The following is a 16,753-nucleotide window of genomic DNA, read 5'->3' as shown; positions in this document are numbered from 1 at the left end:
AAAAGGATGTGGGATTTCTAAGACAACTAGGATGTTGGCTTAGAAGCAGCCACTCATTAAAAGAGTGCGTAATAGCTCACTAGTCAAGAGATCCTGCGCCGAAAATGTCCGGGGCTCAAACTTACCACCGAAGCTACGGGTTCACGCTTATGCGTGAGCGGTAGAGGAGCGTCGTAATCGGGCTGAAGTCGTACCGTAAGGAGCGGTGGACTGATTACGAGTGAGAATGTTGGCATTAGTAGCGAGATGTAGGCGAGAATCCTACAGGCCGAATATCTAAGGTTTCCTGAGTAAAGTTTGTCTTCTCAGGGTTAGTCGGGACCTAAGGCGAGGCCGAAAGGCGTAGTCGATGGACAATTGGTTGATATTCCAATACCACTACAATCGTTATTATCGATGGTGTGACGGAGAAGGATAGGATGTGCTAGCTATTGGATGCTAGTCTAAGCGTTTAGGGAGTTGGGATTGGCAAATCCGTTCCAACAATTCTGAGGCGTGATGGGGAAGGTTCTACGGAACCGAAGTATCTGATTCCATGCTTCCAAGAAAAGCATCTAGAGAGAGAAGTAGTGCCCGTACCGCAAACCGACACAGGTAGATGAGGAGAGAATCCTAAGGCCGACGGAAGAATTGCAGTTAAGGAACTAGGCAAATTGACCCCGTAACTTCGGGAGAAGGGGTGCCTGAGAAATCAGGCCGCAGAGAATAGGCACAAGCAACTGTTTAACAAAAACACAGGTCTCTGCTAAAGCGAAAGCTGATGTATAGGGGCTGACGCCTGCCCGGTGCTGGAAGGTTAAGGGGAACACTTAGCAAAGTTTTGCGAAGGTGTGAACTTAAGCCCCAGTAAACGGCGGCCGTAACTATAACGGTCCTAAGGTAGCGAAATTCCTTGTCAGGTAAGTTCTGACCCGCACGAATGGCGTAATGACTTGTGCACTGTCTCAACTGCAAATCCGGCGAAGTTGTAGTGCGAGTGAAGATGCTCGCTACCCGCGATTGGACGGAAAGACCCCGTAGAGCTTTACTGTAGCTTAGCATTGAATTTCGGTATTGTCTGTACAGGATAGGTGGGAGACTGGGAAACTAGGGCGTCAGCCTTAGTGGAGTCGTTGTTGGGATACCACCCTGATAGTATTGAAGTTCTAACTGGATGCCATGAAACTGGTGACAGGACATTGTTAGGTGGGCAGTTTGACTGGGGCGGTCGCCTCCTAAAATGTAACGGAGGCGCCCAAAGGTTCCCTCAGAACGGTCGGAAATCGTTCGAAGAGTGTAAAGGCAGAAGGGAGCCTGACTGCGACACCTACAAGTGGAGCAGGGACGAAAGTCGGGCTTAGTGATCCGGTGGTACCTCGTGGGAGGGCCATCGCTCAACGGATAAAAGCTACCTCGGGGATAACAGGCTGATCTCCCCCAAGAGTTCACATCGACGGGGAGGTTTGGCACCTCGATGTCGGCTCGTCGCATCCTGGGGCTGAAGTAGGTCCCAAGGGTTGGGCTGTTCGCCCATTAAAGCGGCACGCGAGCTGGGTTCAGAACGTCGTGAGACAGTTCGGTCCCTATCCGTCGCGGGCGTAGGAAATTTGAGAGGAGCTGTCCTTAGTACGAGAGGACCGGGATGGACTGACCTATGGTGTACCAGTTGTTTCGCCAGAAGCATAGCTGGGTAGCTAAGTCGGGAAGGGATAAACGCTGAAAGCATCTAAGTGTGAAGCCCACCTCAAGATGAGATTTCCCATAGCATAAGCTAGTAAGACCCCTTGAAGACTACAAGGTTGATAGGTCAGAGGTGTAAGTGCGGCAACGTATTTAGCTGACTGATACTAATAGGTCGAGGGCTTGACCAATATAGTCAAGTTGTAAATACATTAAAGAAACTGTGTGCAATTTTGAAAGAACAAAGTTTTTTCAAAGGAATAATTACAGTAGTAGATTCATGTAAATGTAGTATAAGCGTAAACTAAGAGTCTTTTTTCAAAGGAAACTCGACTCACATTCGTTCGCTGAGTGCTAATTTACACGAAATCGAAGATTTCTGTAAATTATGCATCTCGTGATGATGGCATAGAGGTAACACTCCTTCCCATTCCGAACAGGAAAGTTAAGGTCTATAGCGCCGATGGTACTGCATGGGAGACTGTGTGGCAGAGTAGGACGTTGCGAGGTAAGATGGCTCGATAGCTCAGTCGGTAGAGCAGAGGACTGAAAATCCTCGTGTCACTGGTTCGATTCCAGTTCGAGCCACCATAATACGGCTCAGTAGCTCAGTTGGTTAGAGTGCCGGCCTGTCACGCCGGAGGTCGAGGGTTCGAGCCCCTTCTGAGTCGCCAATTTAAATAAAACTTAATATGGCTCCTTGGTCAAGCGGTTAAGACACCACCCTTTCACGGTGGTAACAGGGGTTCGATTCCCCTAGGAGTCACCAAGTTGAAAAATAAGTTCTAGTTTATCTAGAACTTATTTTTTTTCATATAACAAAATATTTGAAGATTAAAGCATTTGTTAGCCAACAAAGTGATTAACATGAATAATCGGATAAATTATTAAAATTTCTAGACTTTTGACCTTGCATAAATGATATATTCAATGCTAAAATCCAAGTTGATATATATTATAAAAGTTGATTTTAGCAAAATTTTAAAAAATTACGTTAAACAATATTATATATTGCAAAAATAATTCTTCATCATAATTCTAAAAATATTGCAAGAATTTTAGCTGTAATTGTGAATTGCAACATATATATTAATTATACTTTATTATGTAATCCGAATTCTATATTTAGATACAATGTTAAAACAACTGATAGTGGTAGTGTATATAAATATAGGTGACAGTATATGTAATATAAACGAAAGAGTTAGGAGGCAGGTCTATGACTAATAAGGAAAAGATTAGAATAAAGTTGAAAGAACTTTCTCTTAAAATAGATGGAAGCATGGAATACGGAATAAATGCTCTTACTATAGCAGATAAACTTGGGCTTCAAAGAAATTTAGTAAGTCATGTATTAAATGAGCTGACTAAAGAGGAAGAAGCAATAAAAGTAAATAAGAGACCTGTCTACTTTATAAGCAAGGAAGTGTATGAAGAAGACAGTGATAGATTTATGCTGATTTCTGATTATATTAAAGAAGTTAGCTATTCAAATACTAATAATGATATAGATAATTTTAAGGAACTTATAGGGGCAAGCAGCAGCTTAAAGGATGTCGTTCAGCAGTGTAAATCAGCAGTTTCATATCCACCAAATGGGTTACCGTTTTTACTTATTGGAAGTTCAGGAGTTGGAAAAAGTTTTTTAGCACAAAAGGTATATGATTATGCGAGAAATTGCAGCTATATAAAAGAAGAAGCTCCTTTTGAAATATTTAATTGTGCGGAATATGCAAATAACCCAGAGTTATTTTCAGCTATACTTTTTGGATCGGCCAAAGGTGCTTATACAGGTGCTGATAGTGATAGAATAGGTCTTATAGAAAAAGCAAATGGAGGTTATCTATTTCTAGATGAAATTCATAGATTACCACCAGAAGGTCAAGAAAAATTATTCTTATTTTTAGATAAGGGGATATTTAGAAGGCTTGGTGAAACGGAGAAAAAAAGACACGCAAATGTAAGGTTGATTTTTGCGACTACAGAGAATCCTGAGAATAAATTTCTTCAGACATTTTTAAGGCGTATACCTCTAATTGTAAAGATACCAAGCTTTAAAGAGAGACCCTTAAAGGAAAAGCTAGATCTTATAGATAATTTTTATAAGAGAGAAGCCTTAAATATAAATAGGGATATTATTGTTAATAGTCAGGTTATAAATATACTGATTAATAGCAATGCTCATGGCAATATTGGTAAACTTATAAATGCTATAAAGCTCAGCTGCGCCAATGCCTTAAATAATACTCAGGAGAAAAGAACAAAAGTATTAAAAGTAAAAATAAATAATCTTCCAAAGGATATAATAGAGCAGGACGAGGATATTAGTTTAAATAACTTAAATATAAATGACCTGTTTATAAGCTGTTCGGAAAAAAATGGTCGAGATTATTTAAATACTCATATAAATAAGGCATCAGGAATTACAGAAGAATTAAATGAAGCTATCAAGGAATTAGAAAAAGGCAAAATAACAGAGGAAGAGTTTTTTATTAATGGAACTAAAATATTTAATGATTTAATTGATCATATAGTTTTTAATGAGAAATATAGAAACTCAAAAAATGTTATTTATAGGTCAATAGAAAAAACAGTTGAAAGTACTTTGCATTTTATGAATTTAAATTATGGAATCGATTATTTAACAAATAGTTCAGAAATTATGGCTAATCTTATAACATATTTTGTTGAATTTCAAAACGAAGATTATATTAAAGAAGAGATTTCATTAATCAAACAATTGAGTAAAAAGTTCCATAAGGAGTATAAGCTGGTTTTAAAGCTAATTGAAGATATTCATAATAACTTAGATTTAGAAATAAATAAATCAGTAGAAATTTATTTACTAATATATATAAGATCATTGGATAAATCCATTCAAAATAATGTTAATGCAATAATAATAGCTCATGGCCATTCAACTGCAAGCAGTATTGCAGGCGTGGCTAACAGGCTGTTTGGTAAATATATTTTTGAGCCATTTGATATGCCTATAGAAAGCTCACCTTTAGATGTAAGTAATAAGATCTTAGAATATGTAAAAACAATAGATACTTCAAAGGGACTTTTAATACTTGTAGATATGGGTTCGCTTGAGACTATTTATATATTATTAGAAAAAGAAATATACGGAGATATAGCTATAGTAGATAATGTTTCTACTAAATTAGTTTTAGATATAGGAAGCAGGATTCTTAGCTTACAGCCCTTAAAACAAATTGCAGAAGAAGCATCTAAGAAAAATGTAAGTAAAGTAAATTATATAGAATCTAGTAAAAAGAAATCAGATGTAATAATAACAACTTGTATAACTGGTATTGGAACAGCAAGTAAAATAAAAGATTTGTTAAATAATTGTTTTAACGAAGATGAAGTAAAGGTTGTCGCTTATGATTATGAGAGTTTAAAAGAAAATGGAAAGAAGATTTTGTATTTAAACAATATAATGTAAAACTCATAATTGGTACAAATGATCCAAAGATAGAGAATATTCCTTTTATATCACTAGAAAACCTTATAATGAAAAAAGCTGATTCAGTACTATCTAATACCTTAAAGGGAATTGTAGATGATAACATTATTGAAAAGATAAATAAAGAAGCTGTCAAGTTATTTACATTAGAAAATGTTTTAAATTATCTTACAATATTAAACCCAGATAAAATAGTAGATCAAGTAGAAGATGCTCTTACTAATTTAGAAAGAAGCCTAGGCTTTAAATTAGAAAATGATTTAAAGATAAGTTTATATATACACATAAGCTGCATGATAGAGAGATTAGTAATAAAAGATCCTATTATGAATTACAGAGATTGTGAGGATTTCGAACAGTGTCATGTACACTTTATAAAAATGACGAGAAAAGCTTTTAGTGTAATAGAAAATTTCTATAGAGTAGAGATTCCTATATCAGAAATAGGTTTTATATATGACAGTATTAAAAATAAAGTTAAAAACTTTGATCTTTAATAAAGTTTTTAGAAACATTAGAAAATAAGCAAACTTGAGGCTTTATTCTGTATTAATATATAAAATGAATAAAAGGATAGATGCATTCTTATAGAAAAGCCCCATGTTAAGTAGTAATATGTACACTACTTGGCATGGGGCTTGCTTTATATATAAGCATAAAGATTAAGGAGGAATTAAATATGCCAAATATATTAATGACAAGAATTGATAACAGATTAGTTCATGGACAAGTAGGTGTTACTTGGACGACATCCCTAGGAGCTAATTTACTAGTAGTTGTAGATGATACTGCAGCATCAGATCCAGTACAACAACAATTAATGTCAATGACAGCAGAATCTTCAGGGGTTGGAATCAGATTTTTCACTATTCAAAAAACTATAGATGTTATACACAAAGCATCTCCAAGCCAAAAGATTTTTATAGTATGTAAAACACCAGAGGTAGCAAGAAAATTAGTTGATGGTGGAGTGCCTATAAAAGAATTAAATGTTGGAAATATGCACTTTTCAGATGGTAAGAGAGCTATTACTAAAAAGGTTTATGTAGATGATAAAGATATAGAAGATCTAAAATATATTGAATCAAAGGGTGTAAAAGTATTCGCACAAGATACACCTGGAGATATTAAAACAAATATTGAATAAATGGAGGAATTATAATGCATAGTATAACGTTATTACAAGGTGTCCTTCTTGCAATTATGGCAATGATAGTTGGATTTGATTTCTGGTTAGAGGGATTATATATATTTAGACCAATAATAGTATGTACATTAACAGGAGCTATTTTAGGAGATATAACAACGGGACTTATCGCAGGAGGACTTACTGAATTAGCATTCGCTGGACTTACTCCTGTAGGAGGAACACAGCCTCCTAACCCAATACTAGCAGGTATTATGACAACAGTTATTGCGTATACAACCGGAGCAGACGTTAAAGCAACAATAGGACTAGCACTACCATTTAGTTTCTTAATGCAATATGTAATTCTTTTTTACTATTCAGCATTTTCAGTATTTATGAATAAAGCTGATAAGTATGCAGAAGAAGGAGATACTACAGCATTTACAAGATTGAATATAACAACAACTCTTATAGTTGGAATAACTTATGGTGTGATTGTATTCCTTTGTACATATGTTGCCCAAGAACCAATGAGAACTTTAGTTGAAAGTATGCCAGAATGGTTAAAACACGGATTCGAAATAGCAGGTGGAATCTTACCAGCAGTTGGATTTGGATTATTACTTAGAGTAATGCTTAAGATAGAATATGTTCCATTCCTTATTATAGGATTTTTAGTAGCTTCATTTGTACAATTTACAAATTTATTACCAGTAGCATTAATAGGAGCAGCTTTTGCTTTATATGGATATGTAAATGACAAAAATAAAGCTCAAGTTGTAAATGTAGTAAATTCAAATCAAGGGGGAGAAGATTATGAAGACGGAATCTAATAACCAATTAACCAAGAAAGATCTTAGAAAACTTGCATTTAGATCAGTTTTGCTACAAGCAAGTTTCAACTATGAAAGAATGCAGGCAGCTGGATGGACTTGTGCTTTACTACCTTTCTTAAAGAAGATTCATAACAATGATAAAGAGAAAGTATCACAATCTATGAAGGATAACTTAGAATTTATAAATACTAATCCAACTTTGGTAGGATTTCTTATGGGATTAGTTTTATCGCTAGAAGAAAATAGTGAAGATAGAAGTCTTATAAAATGTTTGAAGGTTGCTTTATTTGGACCGCTAGCAGGTATTGGAGATGCACTTCTTTGGTTTACTCTATTACCAATAGTCGCAGGAATCAGCGCATCATTTGCAAGTCAAGGCAGTATTGTGGGACCTATACTATTCTTTGGTGTTTATGTATGCGTATTCTTATCTCGTATAATATGGACAAGTGCAGGGTATAAGCTAGGAGTAAAAGCTATTGATATTTTAAAGGAAAATTCAAAATCTATTTCTAAAGCAGCAACAACTCTTGGAGTTACTGTAATTGGTGGGTTAATAGCATCTTATGTGCATATCACTTTACTTCCAAGCATTTCAATAAGTGCAGATCATGCTATATCATTACAAACTGATTTTGTTGATAAAATATTACCTAATATACTACCTATGGGATATACATTACTTATGTTTTATTTCTTAAAGAAGAAAAATGTTAATCCAACTATCCTAATTTTAGTTACCTTTGCATTAGCAATATTGCTATCATTATTGGGGGTATTATAATGAAGACTAATATAATCATAACTGGACATGGAAATTATGGCACAGGAGTTGAAAGTTCTATAAGGCTTTTAGCTGGGCACAATGAAGGCGTTGAATTTATTGATTTCTTAGAAGAAGATACAGATGTAACTTTGAAGGACAAGGTAATTAATGCCTTAGCTAATAATAAAGCAGATCAAAATTTATTTGTCTGTGATATTTTAGGAGGGACACCTTTTAAAGTATGCGTTGAACTTTCTTATGAAAAAGAAAATATGGAAGTTGTAGCCGGATGTAATATAGGTGCAATACTAGAAGGAATTTTACTGAAAGATTCTATGGAAATTGCTGAATTAGCAGATAGTGTTGTAAATAGTACTAAGGATACAGCAGTAAGATTTACAAAAATTAATTCAGGAAATTCAGCAGATAATAATGACTCATCTATGGATGATGGGATATAAAATGATAAAGAAGAATTAAGAACTTTAGAATGATGACTGTTACAAAATCAAATGAAATAGATTATGTAACAGTCCTATTTTATAGACATGACTTTTATTATTAAGCTTTTTTGAAAGATATATTTTAACAAATGATAAGATTAAAAAGTTGTGAAGGATTAGATCTATAAATGCAGAAAAATAGATTGAGATTAAGGAGTGATTATTAATGAGAATTTTAGGAATACAAGAAGATGAATTAAAGAGAATTGATGGATATAATACAGCTTTAGAAATGGAAAGACAATTAGAATTATGGGAAGAGGGAATAGAAACAATAAAAAGGAATACAGATAAAATAGGAGCTTTTCTAAATAAGATAGAAGAAGTAGAAGGACTTAAGATATACCTAGTTGGAGCAGGAAGCTCTGCAAAAGCGGCTGCAATAACAGAAAATTATTTAAGAAGAATTACTAAAAAGGAAGTTATATCAATAGCTTCAACAACTTTCATAGAAAATGAAGATAGTTATATTTTGGATAATTCACCAGTGCTTTTAGTATCATTAGGAGGATCAGGAAATACAATTGAGGGTTTAGAAGCAGTTGAAATTTTCAAGAAAAAAGGAATTGAATTATATCAACTACTTATAATTTGTAATGGAAAAGGGGAAATTATAAGTAAATATGGAAAAGATAAAAATAGTTTATATATTCCTATTCCTCCAAGGACGAAGGATAAAAGTATTGCTGCAACGGGAGAATTCACACTTCTTATAGAGTATCTTCTTTTAATTTTTGACATTAATAATTATGATTATTATGAAGAGATGTTTAAAAATATTATTGAAGATGCTGGCAGATTTTTAAAAGAAGATATTTATAAATCTCATGCTGTAAGTAATAAAATATATGATACAGTAGCAGCACTTGGAACTGGAGCTTTGAATCCATTAGCATCAGAAATGTGTTTAAAGATAAGTGAATTATCAACGGGGCTTCAACGTACAGAATTCCACTCAATGTTAGAATTTAGACATGGCCCAAAGCTTGCAATGAATTCAAAGTGTTTAATATCATTTTTCTTTAGCAATGATTCTCAGAGTATAAAATACGAATTAGATGTTTTAAAGGAATGTTATAGTAATAAAATAAATAGTACTATAGTTGCTATTTCTATGGATTATGATGAAGAAATAGATAAAAATTGTGATTATTATTTCTACTTCAACAAAAATAATTTTAAATATAGTGATGATAGTCATATAGTATTTCAGTATTCACTATATCTTCAAAGCTTTGCAATACTAAATGCTATTAGAAGAGGTTCTAAGACAGATTTAATTTGTGAGTCAGGAATAGTTAACAAAGTAGCACAAGGTGTGGTAATATATAAAAGATAATTAATAAACATATCTTGAGGTGTATTAAAATGGTTGGTATAATAGCAATTTCACATGGAAGCTATGCGAAAGCACTAATAAATTCAGTTGAGATGATATATGGTAAGCAGGAAAAAATAAGAACTATCTGTCTTGAAGTCGATAAAAGTATAGAAAGTCTTAAAGATAAGATAGATAGGACTATTGAAGAGCTAAATGTGGATGAAGTTTTAATGCTTGTAGACATCTTAGGCGGGACACCATATAATGCGGCATGCTTATTTATGGACAGAAAAAATGTAAATATAATTACAGGTATGAATATGCCAATGATTTTAGAAATAATACCATATATGGTTCAGGATTTAGAGAAAATATCTTCTTTAGCTGAACATTTTGGTCAAAACGGTGTAATTAATATAAGGCAGCGTTACAATGATATACAAAAGTAAAATGAAAGGAGCGGTATAGTGCTAAAAATAGTTAGATTAGATGATAGGCTGGTACATGGTCAATTAATAAATAATTGGTGCACTTATGAAGATGTAACGGAAATAATAGTTGTTAATAAAGAAGTTGCAGAAAATGATATAAGAAAAACTTTTATAGAATTATCCGTTCCTGAAGATATAAAAATAATATTTTGTGACACTTTAAAGGCTTTAGAACTTTATGAAGAGGAATGTGAGTATGAAGATGTAATAATGGTCTTTGGAAATCCTTTTGAAGTTCTTGAGTTTATAGAAGGTGGAGGTAAGATAAAAAGTCTAAACTTAGGCGGAATGTCATTTAAGAAAGATAAAGAAAAAATAAATACCAATCTTTATTTAGATGATAAGGAGATAGAGGCATTGAAGAAAATTGCAGATTCTGAGGTGGAAATAGAGATAAGGATTCTACCAACAGATAAGAAGACAGAGTTTTTTAATACTCTAAAAGCAAGGAGAAGGTAATAATGTCATTAACACAAGCCTTACTTATATTTTTATTTGCTTCAATATGTGGTATTGGATCTGCTTCAGAGGAATTTCAAACTCATAGGCCCTTGGTTACGGCTACGCTTATTGGAATCGCTTTAGGAGATATAAAGACAGGAGTTATAATTGGAGCCCAGGTAGAATTAATTGCTCTTGGGTGGATGACTATTGGGGTTGCAACTCCACCAGATTCAACTTTATCTTCCATAGTGGCAGTCATACTTTGTGTGCTTGGAAAACAAAGTATAGGAGTAGCAATAGGGATTGCAATTCCATTAGCTGTTGTAGGACAAATGCTTTTTATACTGCAAAAAGGAACTATAGATGTTGGTATAATGCATTGGGCAGAAAAGGGTGTAGATAAGGGTGAGCTTTGGAAGGTGACAGCAGCACATTTTATAACAGCCATTCCAAGTGCTTTAAGGATGGCTATTCCAGCAATGTTAGTTGCATTATTTGCTGATGCAAATATATTGAATAGTATTTTAAATTATGTTCCAGAGGCAATAACTAAAGGACTTCAGGTGTCTAGTGGCTTTTTAGTTGTAGTTGGATATGCAATGATTCTTAGAATTTTAAATGTAAAAGAAATGATTGCATTTTTCTTAATGGGATTTTTAGTAATGACATTTTCTCAGATGACCTTAGTTGGATTAACTTTTATGGGAATTAGCTTAGCACTAATATATTTACAAATTTCAAATATGATTGAAAAAGCAAGTAATAAGACTAGAACAAAGAGAGAGCAATTTATTGAAAATGAAGAAAACATCATAAAAGTTAAAGTTACTAAAAAGGATTTAATGAGAGTTTTTTGGAGAAGTCAATTTTATCAAATATCTTGGAACTATGAACGGCTTCAAAATCTTTGTTATTGTTATTGCATGATGCCTATTCTAAAAAAACTATATAGAACCAAGGAGGAGTTACAAAAAGCTGTAAAGGTTCACTTAGAGTACTTTAATTGCCAGCCATTTATTTCAAATGTAATACTTGGAGCTAATATTGCAGTTGAAGAAAGTATGCAGGAAAAAGTAGATCAATCAGGAATAGTTCAGATTAAAATAGCACTAGCCGGGCCGCTTGCAGGTATAGGAGATCCAATTATATGGGGAATTATAAGACCTGTAATAGCAGCGGTATGTGCCGGAATATCACTTAGTGGAAATGTCGCAGGGCCAATCTTATTTTTTATAATGATTAATATTGTGAGATTAATAATACGATATAATGGACTTATGATAGCTTATAGAGAAGGAACGAGTATAATTAATAAACTTAAAGGTGCGGTGCCAAAGTATAGAAGTGCCTTAGTAGTACTTACTTATACTGTAATAGGAGGATTAGTTGCAAAGTGGACTATAATAAAAGTACCATTCGTCCTTTATACTTTAACGCAAGGAAGTTCATTAACATCCTATACAATTCAGGAGCAGTTAGATAACATAATGCCTAATATACTACCATTGATGCTGACTTTTCTGATTTATTGGTTACTCCAGAAAAAAGTATCTCCTCTTATATGTATGGTTGGTTTAATGATATTTGGAGTTATAGGATACTCAATAGGTATTTTAGGTATATAGGGTTTGATAAAAGTATGTTTATTCTTTGTTTCAAACTAAAAATTAAGAAATCCTCGATAGTAATTTCGAGGATTTCTTAATTTTAGATTTAATTCAACATTCAATTTCAAGATTTTTGTTGTATATGGTAAATTGATTTTTTCCATTTTCTTTAGAACTGTATAATGCTATATCTGATTTATGAATTAAAGATTCTAAAGTATCTCCATGTTTAGGGTAAAAGGCAACACCGATGCTCGCAGATACAGTTATTTCAGTATTATTGCCAATATATGTAGCATTAAGATTATTGCATAAAATACTAATTTTATCTTTTATAAATGAAATAGAATGACTTGGTTTAAATACACAAAATTCATCTCCGCCAAACCGTGAAATAATAACATCTGTACCGTTAAAGACGTCACAAATTTTATTTGCGGTATCCTTTAGCACTTCATCACCAACCATATGTCCTAAATTATCATTTATAGATTTAAAATTATCTAAATCTATAAAAATCAGCATACAGTTATCATTTTTGTTATCTATAATATAATTTTTAACTTTTTCATAGAATGTAGATTTATTATATATTTGTGTGAGCTGATCATATTCAGATCTTAGCTTTAGCAGAGAATGTTCTTTTACGATATGATCGATATCAGTAATTTTGCCTATCACTCTGACAATCTTATTCTCTCTTTGTATATAGTTTAGTTTTAGCTCACACCAAAGATAGTCCCCATTACTCTTCATTAGTCGGATTTCTTTTATAATTGACTGTTTGTTTAAAGCTTTCATGTCATCGGTGATTTTATTAATTAATATCTTATCATCAGGATGTATTTTCAATTCATTTAAAAAACCTTTATTATAATCTTGAATATTTAATGTCCATCCAAAGGTTTCTTCAAACTTAGAGGAACTTAAGATTTTTTTCTCAGTTATGTCAAAATCAAATATAATATCATTTAATTGTTCAACAACTATAAAATATCTTTCGCGTTCTAAATCTAAGTCTTTTAAATATTTTGACTGTTCCCTTGCTTTTATGACAAGGCAGTAAAAAGCATCTAATAATGATATACAAATAATACCTAAAATAATGAATATGAAAGTTTTGTAATTATTATAAATATAGCTAGTAAAATTTATGAAAGTGTATAAAGGGGCGTCTTCGCTTATACTGTTTTTTACTGCAGCAAAAGCCGTAGTATTGAAAGTAAAATTAATTATGGCTATAAAATTATATATAAAAAGTAGTTTGTTTTTTCTTATATTCAAATCATTCACCACTTGATTATTAATTGAATATTGTTATCAATTAGTCTACTAATTCATTTTATATAATATTTTTATAAAAATCAATAAAAATCCAAATTATATTCAACTTGGATTTTTGTGTAAGCTAAATAATATAAACTACATTGTATCTTAATACGAGGAATTAGCTGTAAAGTTAGGAGATATTTAATTTGTTTGCTATAATAATTCTATATCTAATACAAGATTGAGTGAAAATAATATATATTTGCGTAAAAGAAAGGTAAAACTAATAATCGATTTAAAGGTTATTAAGAAAGATATTTTAAGTAATGCGTGGAAGTGAAGGAGGAGTTATTATGTCGAAAGAACATCTTGTTTGGTTAAAAAGTTATTTAGAGGAAAATTATAATAAATCTATACTTGAAAATTTTCTTGATCCTCAAATTGTTGAAGTCATAGAGGGAAAAGTTATATACGAAATGAAAATTATAGATAGGCATTGTAATATATATGGATACATACACGGAGGAACCTTGGCTTCAATTGCAGATGTTGTAATGGGAGTTTCTTGCACAACTCTAGGAAAGCGTATAGTAACTACGGATTTAAGTATTAGCTATATAAAAAACGTAAATGCAGGAAGCACAATTACGGCAGTGGGTAAGGTTGTCAGCGATGGTGAAAATATAATGAGATGTACATGCAAAATATTTGATGAGCATGAGAAGATCCTTGTGCAGGCTCAGGCTTCATATTTTGTTATTGGAAGTTTTGATGAGGTAAACCCACCAAAAGTTAAATGATTATCTTTAATAAGCTAAATAAGAATGCTAGTTACGAAATTTTTGTTAAGTAACTAGCAGTTTTGCTTTTGTTCTTTTTTAAATACCACCTTTTCTACAGCAGTATTTGTATTTGATAAATTAGGGGAAGCATTAATGAATTAAGCTTTCCATAACTTATATATAGCTAAAAAAATAAATTTGAAAGAAGTAAGAAAGTTAAACTGATTCCAATAAACCTTTTTTACAATTAAAAAAGGAAAAAAATTAAGAATATAAGAAGTTACAGTGTTACTTTCTTATATTTTTAACTTTTTATGAGAAGAATTTTAAGTTGTACGGTTGATTGATAGTAAAATAATGGAATATAATGTAAGTATTAAGTTAAAATAATGAGACACAATTAAATAAATAAGAAGACCATTTGTAAGCCTATGTTCCATCATGCTACATTTACAAATTCTCCCAATAGATGGGTACCATGAGGGTAATATATCGCCTCGCCTTGTCTAAGGAAAAGAATTCAAAGAAACTTTGGACTTGCTATTTATTTTCATGTGTCTAAAGAGTGGTGAATTATAAATAATGAAATTTTTTAACAATGCTACGAATACAATTAGATATTTTTTGAATTGGAAACGTTATAGTATAAAAGCAAAATTGTTAAGCATATTTATAATTATTTCAATTATACCAATGGTTCTTAGTCAAGTTTTTTTATATAAGCTGTCACAACATTATCTCGAAAAGAAGATTACAAATCTTACGGATAGGAATTTATTTTACATAAAAACTAACATAGAAACTGATATAAATTATTATAAGGATATTTTATACAGGATTGCAGCAGATAATGATTGCTTGGAATTAGAGAAAAAGTTTAACGACGGAAATGAGTTTGAAAAGGCAGCTTCTATTAATAAAATCAGAGATGCCTTTGGGTCTTATTCTTATTCAAGAAATCAAATTAGAGCTATAACCTTTGTTGGGAATAATGGAAGAAATGTATATTATGATAAAGGTAATCAGGGAATTAACAATAGAATATGGGAAGAATATAGTAATTCTGACAAAAGTAAAATTTATTCTGAAATCTTAAATAGTAATACTCCTGTAATATTACCTACAACTTGTAATAGCTTTATTCATGGAAAATCTGAGTATATGTTTCACATAGGACTAAAAGTTAGAGATATCAGAACTAAAAGTGAAATCGGCATAATTATTATGAGTTTTGATGAACAAATTCTATTTGATGTTTGCAATGTTGAGATGGATAAGGAAGATTTTGAGGAAGACAAGCTTAATATGTGCTCTGTAATAGTTGATAATGATGGGAGAGTTATATCATTTCAAGATAAGAAGTATATTGGGACATATGTAAAAGATTATTCTAGCAGTGAGATTAATGATATGGATAATATGGAAACACTAAATCAATTAATATATTCAATACCGAGTTTTAAGAATAGAAATATATCTGTTAGCAGTATTCCTATAGATAGTGTTGGCTGGAAAGTAATTAATGTTGTTGATAAAGATAATTTATTTTATGAAGTTAAGTTATTAAGAAATTTAACTTTTGTATTTTTAGGATTGATACTTATAATCTTAGCAATAGTTGTTATAATATTCTCAAATAAATTATATGAGTCAGTTAAAATTATTGTCAGTGGAATGAAGGAAGCTAAGAAAGGAAATTTCAATGTAAAAATAAAGCTAAGCACAGAAGATGAAATGTCATTTATAGGAGACGAATTTAATGAAATGTTGTCTACAATAAATATCTTGATAAGGGACATAAAAGATCAAAGTAATTTTATTGTTGAATTATCAAATAAAAGACGAGAAGCTGAGATAAAGGCAATTGTTGCTCAAATTAATCCTCACTTTTTGTATAATACTTTAGATTGTATAAACTGGATGGCAATTAAAAATGAGAATTATGAAGTTAGTGATACTATTGGAAATTTTGCGCAAATACTAAGATATAGCATAGGCGATATTAATAAGGAAGTTACTATTTATGATGAAGTTGAATGGTTGAAGAAATATGTATGTTTGCAGCAGCTTAGATTTAATAATAGCTTCGTATTGGATTTAGATGTAGATGAAAATGTCTTAGGGGCTAGAATTCATAAATTAATATTACAACCCTTAATTGAAAATTCAATTATCCATGGATTTAAAGGATATGATAGTGAAAGAATATTGAAAGTTAGCATAAATAGATTTGAAAATAATTATGTAAAAATCGTAGTAAAAGATAATGGGTTGGGTATAGAAGATAGAGATCTTCAAGAAATAATAAGTAATATGAAATCAGGAAAAGATGAAGATGAAAATATAGGTATAAAAAATGTATATGACAGGATAAAGATTTATTATGGTGAAGATGCTAAGTTTAGTATTGAAAGTGCTAAAGGACAAGGAACTACAATAACTTTGATTATTTCATTGATATTTTAAGGGGGATA

13 protein-coding genes, 3 tRNA genes and 2 rRNA genes (1 of these 18 only partly in view) are annotated in these 16,753 nt (G+C 31.8%); 17 read left to right on the top strand and 1 reads right to left on the bottom strand.

Features of this window, described 5'->3' with window-relative positions; genetic code table 11:
* The 15 genes from AXY43_RS02565 to AXY43_RS02500 all read left to right on the top strand — a co-directional run.
* Positions 1-1,850: ribosomal RNA gene (locus tag AXY43_RS02565) — 23S ribosomal RNA — on the top strand (it extends 1,062 nt beyond the left edge of the window).
* Between the two features lie 202 nt (positions 1,851-2,052).
* Positions 2,053-2,169: ribosomal RNA gene (rrf, locus tag AXY43_RS02560) — 5S ribosomal RNA — on the top strand.
* A gap of 5 nt (positions 2,170-2,174) precedes the next feature.
* Positions 2,175-2,250, top strand: a tRNA-Phe gene (locus AXY43_RS02555).
* Positions 2,251-2,256: 6 nt separating this feature from the next.
* Positions 2,257-2,333: transfer RNA gene (locus AXY43_RS02550), tRNA-Asp, on the top strand.
* 20 nt (positions 2,334-2,353) lie between these two features.
* Positions 2,354-2,428 (top strand) — tRNA-Glu (locus AXY43_RS02545).
* A 450-nt stretch (positions 2,429-2,878) separates the two neighbouring features.
* Positions 2,879-5,110, top strand: a complete 2,232-nt coding sequence (locus tag AXY43_RS02540) for a sigma 54-interacting transcriptional regulator (RefSeq protein WP_243099160.1) — start codon at positions 2,879-2,881, stop codon at positions 5,108-5,110.
* A 68-nt stretch (positions 5,111-5,178) separates the two neighbouring features.
* The gene (locus tag AXY43_RS27465; RefSeq protein WP_243099159.1) at positions 5,179-5,628 is read left to right on the top strand and encodes a PRD domain-containing protein; all 450 of its coding nucleotides are present in this window, start codon (positions 5,179-5,181) and stop codon (positions 5,626-5,628) included.
* Between the two features lie 182 nt (positions 5,629-5,810).
* Complete coding sequence (agaB, locus tag AXY43_RS02535) at positions 5,811-6,278, top strand: PTS galactosamine transporter subunit IIB (protein WP_206608176.1); 468 nt, start codon at positions 5,811-5,813, stop codon at positions 6,276-6,278.
* 14 nt (positions 6,279-6,292) lie between these two features.
* On the top strand, positions 6,293-7,093 hold the full coding sequence (agaC, locus tag AXY43_RS02530; RefSeq protein WP_105410929.1) for a PTS galactosamine transporter subunit IIC: 801 nt from the start codon (positions 6,293-6,295) through the stop codon (positions 7,091-7,093).
* A complete protein-coding gene (agaD, locus tag AXY43_RS02525) occupies positions 7,077-7,880 on the top strand; it encodes a PTS galactosamine transporter subunit IID (RefSeq protein WP_105410928.1) in 804 nt (267 codons plus the stop codon). The genes agaC and agaD overlap by 17 nt, the downstream gene beginning before the upstream one ends.
* Positions 7,880-8,323 (top strand): PTS sugar transporter subunit IIA, encoded by a 444-nt coding sequence (locus AXY43_RS02520; protein WP_017212919.1) that lies wholly within the window; start codon positions 7,880-7,882, stop codon positions 8,321-8,323. The genes agaD and AXY43_RS02520 overlap by 1 nt, the downstream gene beginning before the upstream one ends.
* A gap of 208 nt (positions 8,324-8,531) precedes the next feature.
* A complete protein-coding gene (locus AXY43_RS02515; protein WP_105410927.1) occupies positions 8,532-9,704 on the top strand; it encodes an SIS domain-containing protein in 1,173 nt (390 codons plus the stop codon).
* A gap of 29 nt (positions 9,705-9,733) precedes the next feature.
* Complete coding sequence (locus tag AXY43_RS02510) at positions 9,734-10,135, top strand: PTS sugar transporter subunit IIA (protein ID WP_012059101.1); 402 nt, start codon at positions 9,734-9,736, stop codon at positions 10,133-10,135.
* A gap of 18 nt (positions 10,136-10,153) precedes the next feature.
* The gene (locus AXY43_RS02505) at positions 10,154-10,636 is read left to right on the top strand and encodes a PTS sugar transporter subunit IIB (protein ID WP_012059100.1); all 483 of its coding nucleotides are present in this window, start codon (positions 10,154-10,156) and stop codon (positions 10,634-10,636) included.
* Positions 10,637-10,638: 2 nt separating this feature from the next.
* On the top strand, positions 10,639-12,246 hold the full coding sequence (locus tag AXY43_RS02500) for a mannose/fructose/sorbose PTS transporter subunit IID (RefSeq protein WP_051144768.1): 1,608 nt from the start codon (positions 10,639-10,641) through the stop codon (positions 12,244-12,246).
* 93 nt (positions 12,247-12,339) lie between these two features.
* Here the strand turns inward: AXY43_RS02500 and AXY43_RS02495 are convergent, their stop codons facing one another.
* Entirely contained in the window at positions 12,340-13,521 is a 1,182-nt protein-coding gene (locus tag AXY43_RS02495; protein ID WP_242986257.1) for a sensor domain-containing diguanylate cyclase, read from the bottom strand.
* Between the two features lie 302 nt (positions 13,522-13,823).
* Between AXY43_RS02495 and AXY43_RS02490 the strand changes: the two genes are divergently transcribed.
* Both AXY43_RS02490 and AXY43_RS02485 read left to right on the top strand, forming a co-directional pair.
* Positions 13,824-14,297 carry a PaaI family thioesterase gene (locus AXY43_RS02490; protein ID WP_012059097.1) on the top strand — a complete coding sequence of 158 codons (474 nt, stop codon included), beginning with the start codon at positions 13,824-13,826 and terminating at the stop codon, positions 14,295-14,297.
* A 564-nt stretch (positions 14,298-14,861) separates the two neighbouring features.
* Positions 14,862-16,745 (top strand): cache domain-containing sensor histidine kinase, encoded by a 1,884-nt coding sequence (locus tag AXY43_RS02485; protein ID WP_105410926.1) that lies wholly within the window; start codon positions 14,862-14,864, stop codon positions 16,743-16,745.
* The last annotated feature ends 8 nt before the right edge of the window (positions 16,746-16,753 follow it).

The organism is Clostridium sp. MF28, assembly GCF_002969175.1.
In the GTDB taxonomy this organism is placed as follows: Bacteria; Bacillota; Clostridia; order Clostridiales; family Clostridiaceae; genus Clostridium; species Clostridium beijerinckii.
This window is presented reverse-complemented; position numbering and strand designations above follow the sequence as displayed.

Coding starts and splice junctions, on each gene's coding strand:
- AXY43_RS02485 (WP_105410926.1), top strand. CDS start 14,862: ATGAAATTTTTTAACAATGCTACGAATACAATTAGATATTTTTTGAAT.
- agaB (WP_206608176.1), top strand. CDS start 5,811: ATGCCAAATATATTAATGACAAGAATTGATAACAGATTAGTTCATGGA.
- agaD (WP_105410928.1), top strand. CDS start 7,077: ATGAAGACGGAATCTAATAACCAATTAACCAAGAAAGATCTTAGAAAA.
- AXY43_RS02515 (WP_105410927.1), top strand. CDS start 8,532: ATGAGAATTTTAGGAATACAAGAAGATGAATTAAAGAGAATTGATGGA.
- AXY43_RS02510 (WP_012059101.1), top strand. CDS start 9,734: ATGGTTGGTATAATAGCAATTTCACATGGAAGCTATGCGAAAGCACTA.
- AXY43_RS02490 (WP_012059097.1), top strand. CDS start 13,824: ATGCGTGGAAGTGAAGGAGGAGTTATTATGTCGAAAGAACATCTTGTT.
- AXY43_RS02540 (WP_243099160.1), top strand. CDS start 2,879: ATGACTAATAAGGAAAAGATTAGAATAAAGTTGAAAGAACTTTCTCTT.
- AXY43_RS02500 (WP_051144768.1), top strand. CDS start 10,639: ATGTCATTAACACAAGCCTTACTTATATTTTTATTTGCTTCAATATGT.
- agaC (WP_105410929.1), top strand. CDS start 6,293: ATGCATAGTATAACGTTATTACAAGGTGTCCTTCTTGCAATTATGGCA.
- AXY43_RS02520 (WP_017212919.1), top strand. CDS start 7,880: ATGAAGACTAATATAATCATAACTGGACATGGAAATTATGGCACAGGA.
- AXY43_RS27465 (WP_243099159.1), top strand. CDS start 5,179: ATGAAAAAAGCTGATTCAGTACTATCTAATACCTTAAAGGGAATTGTA.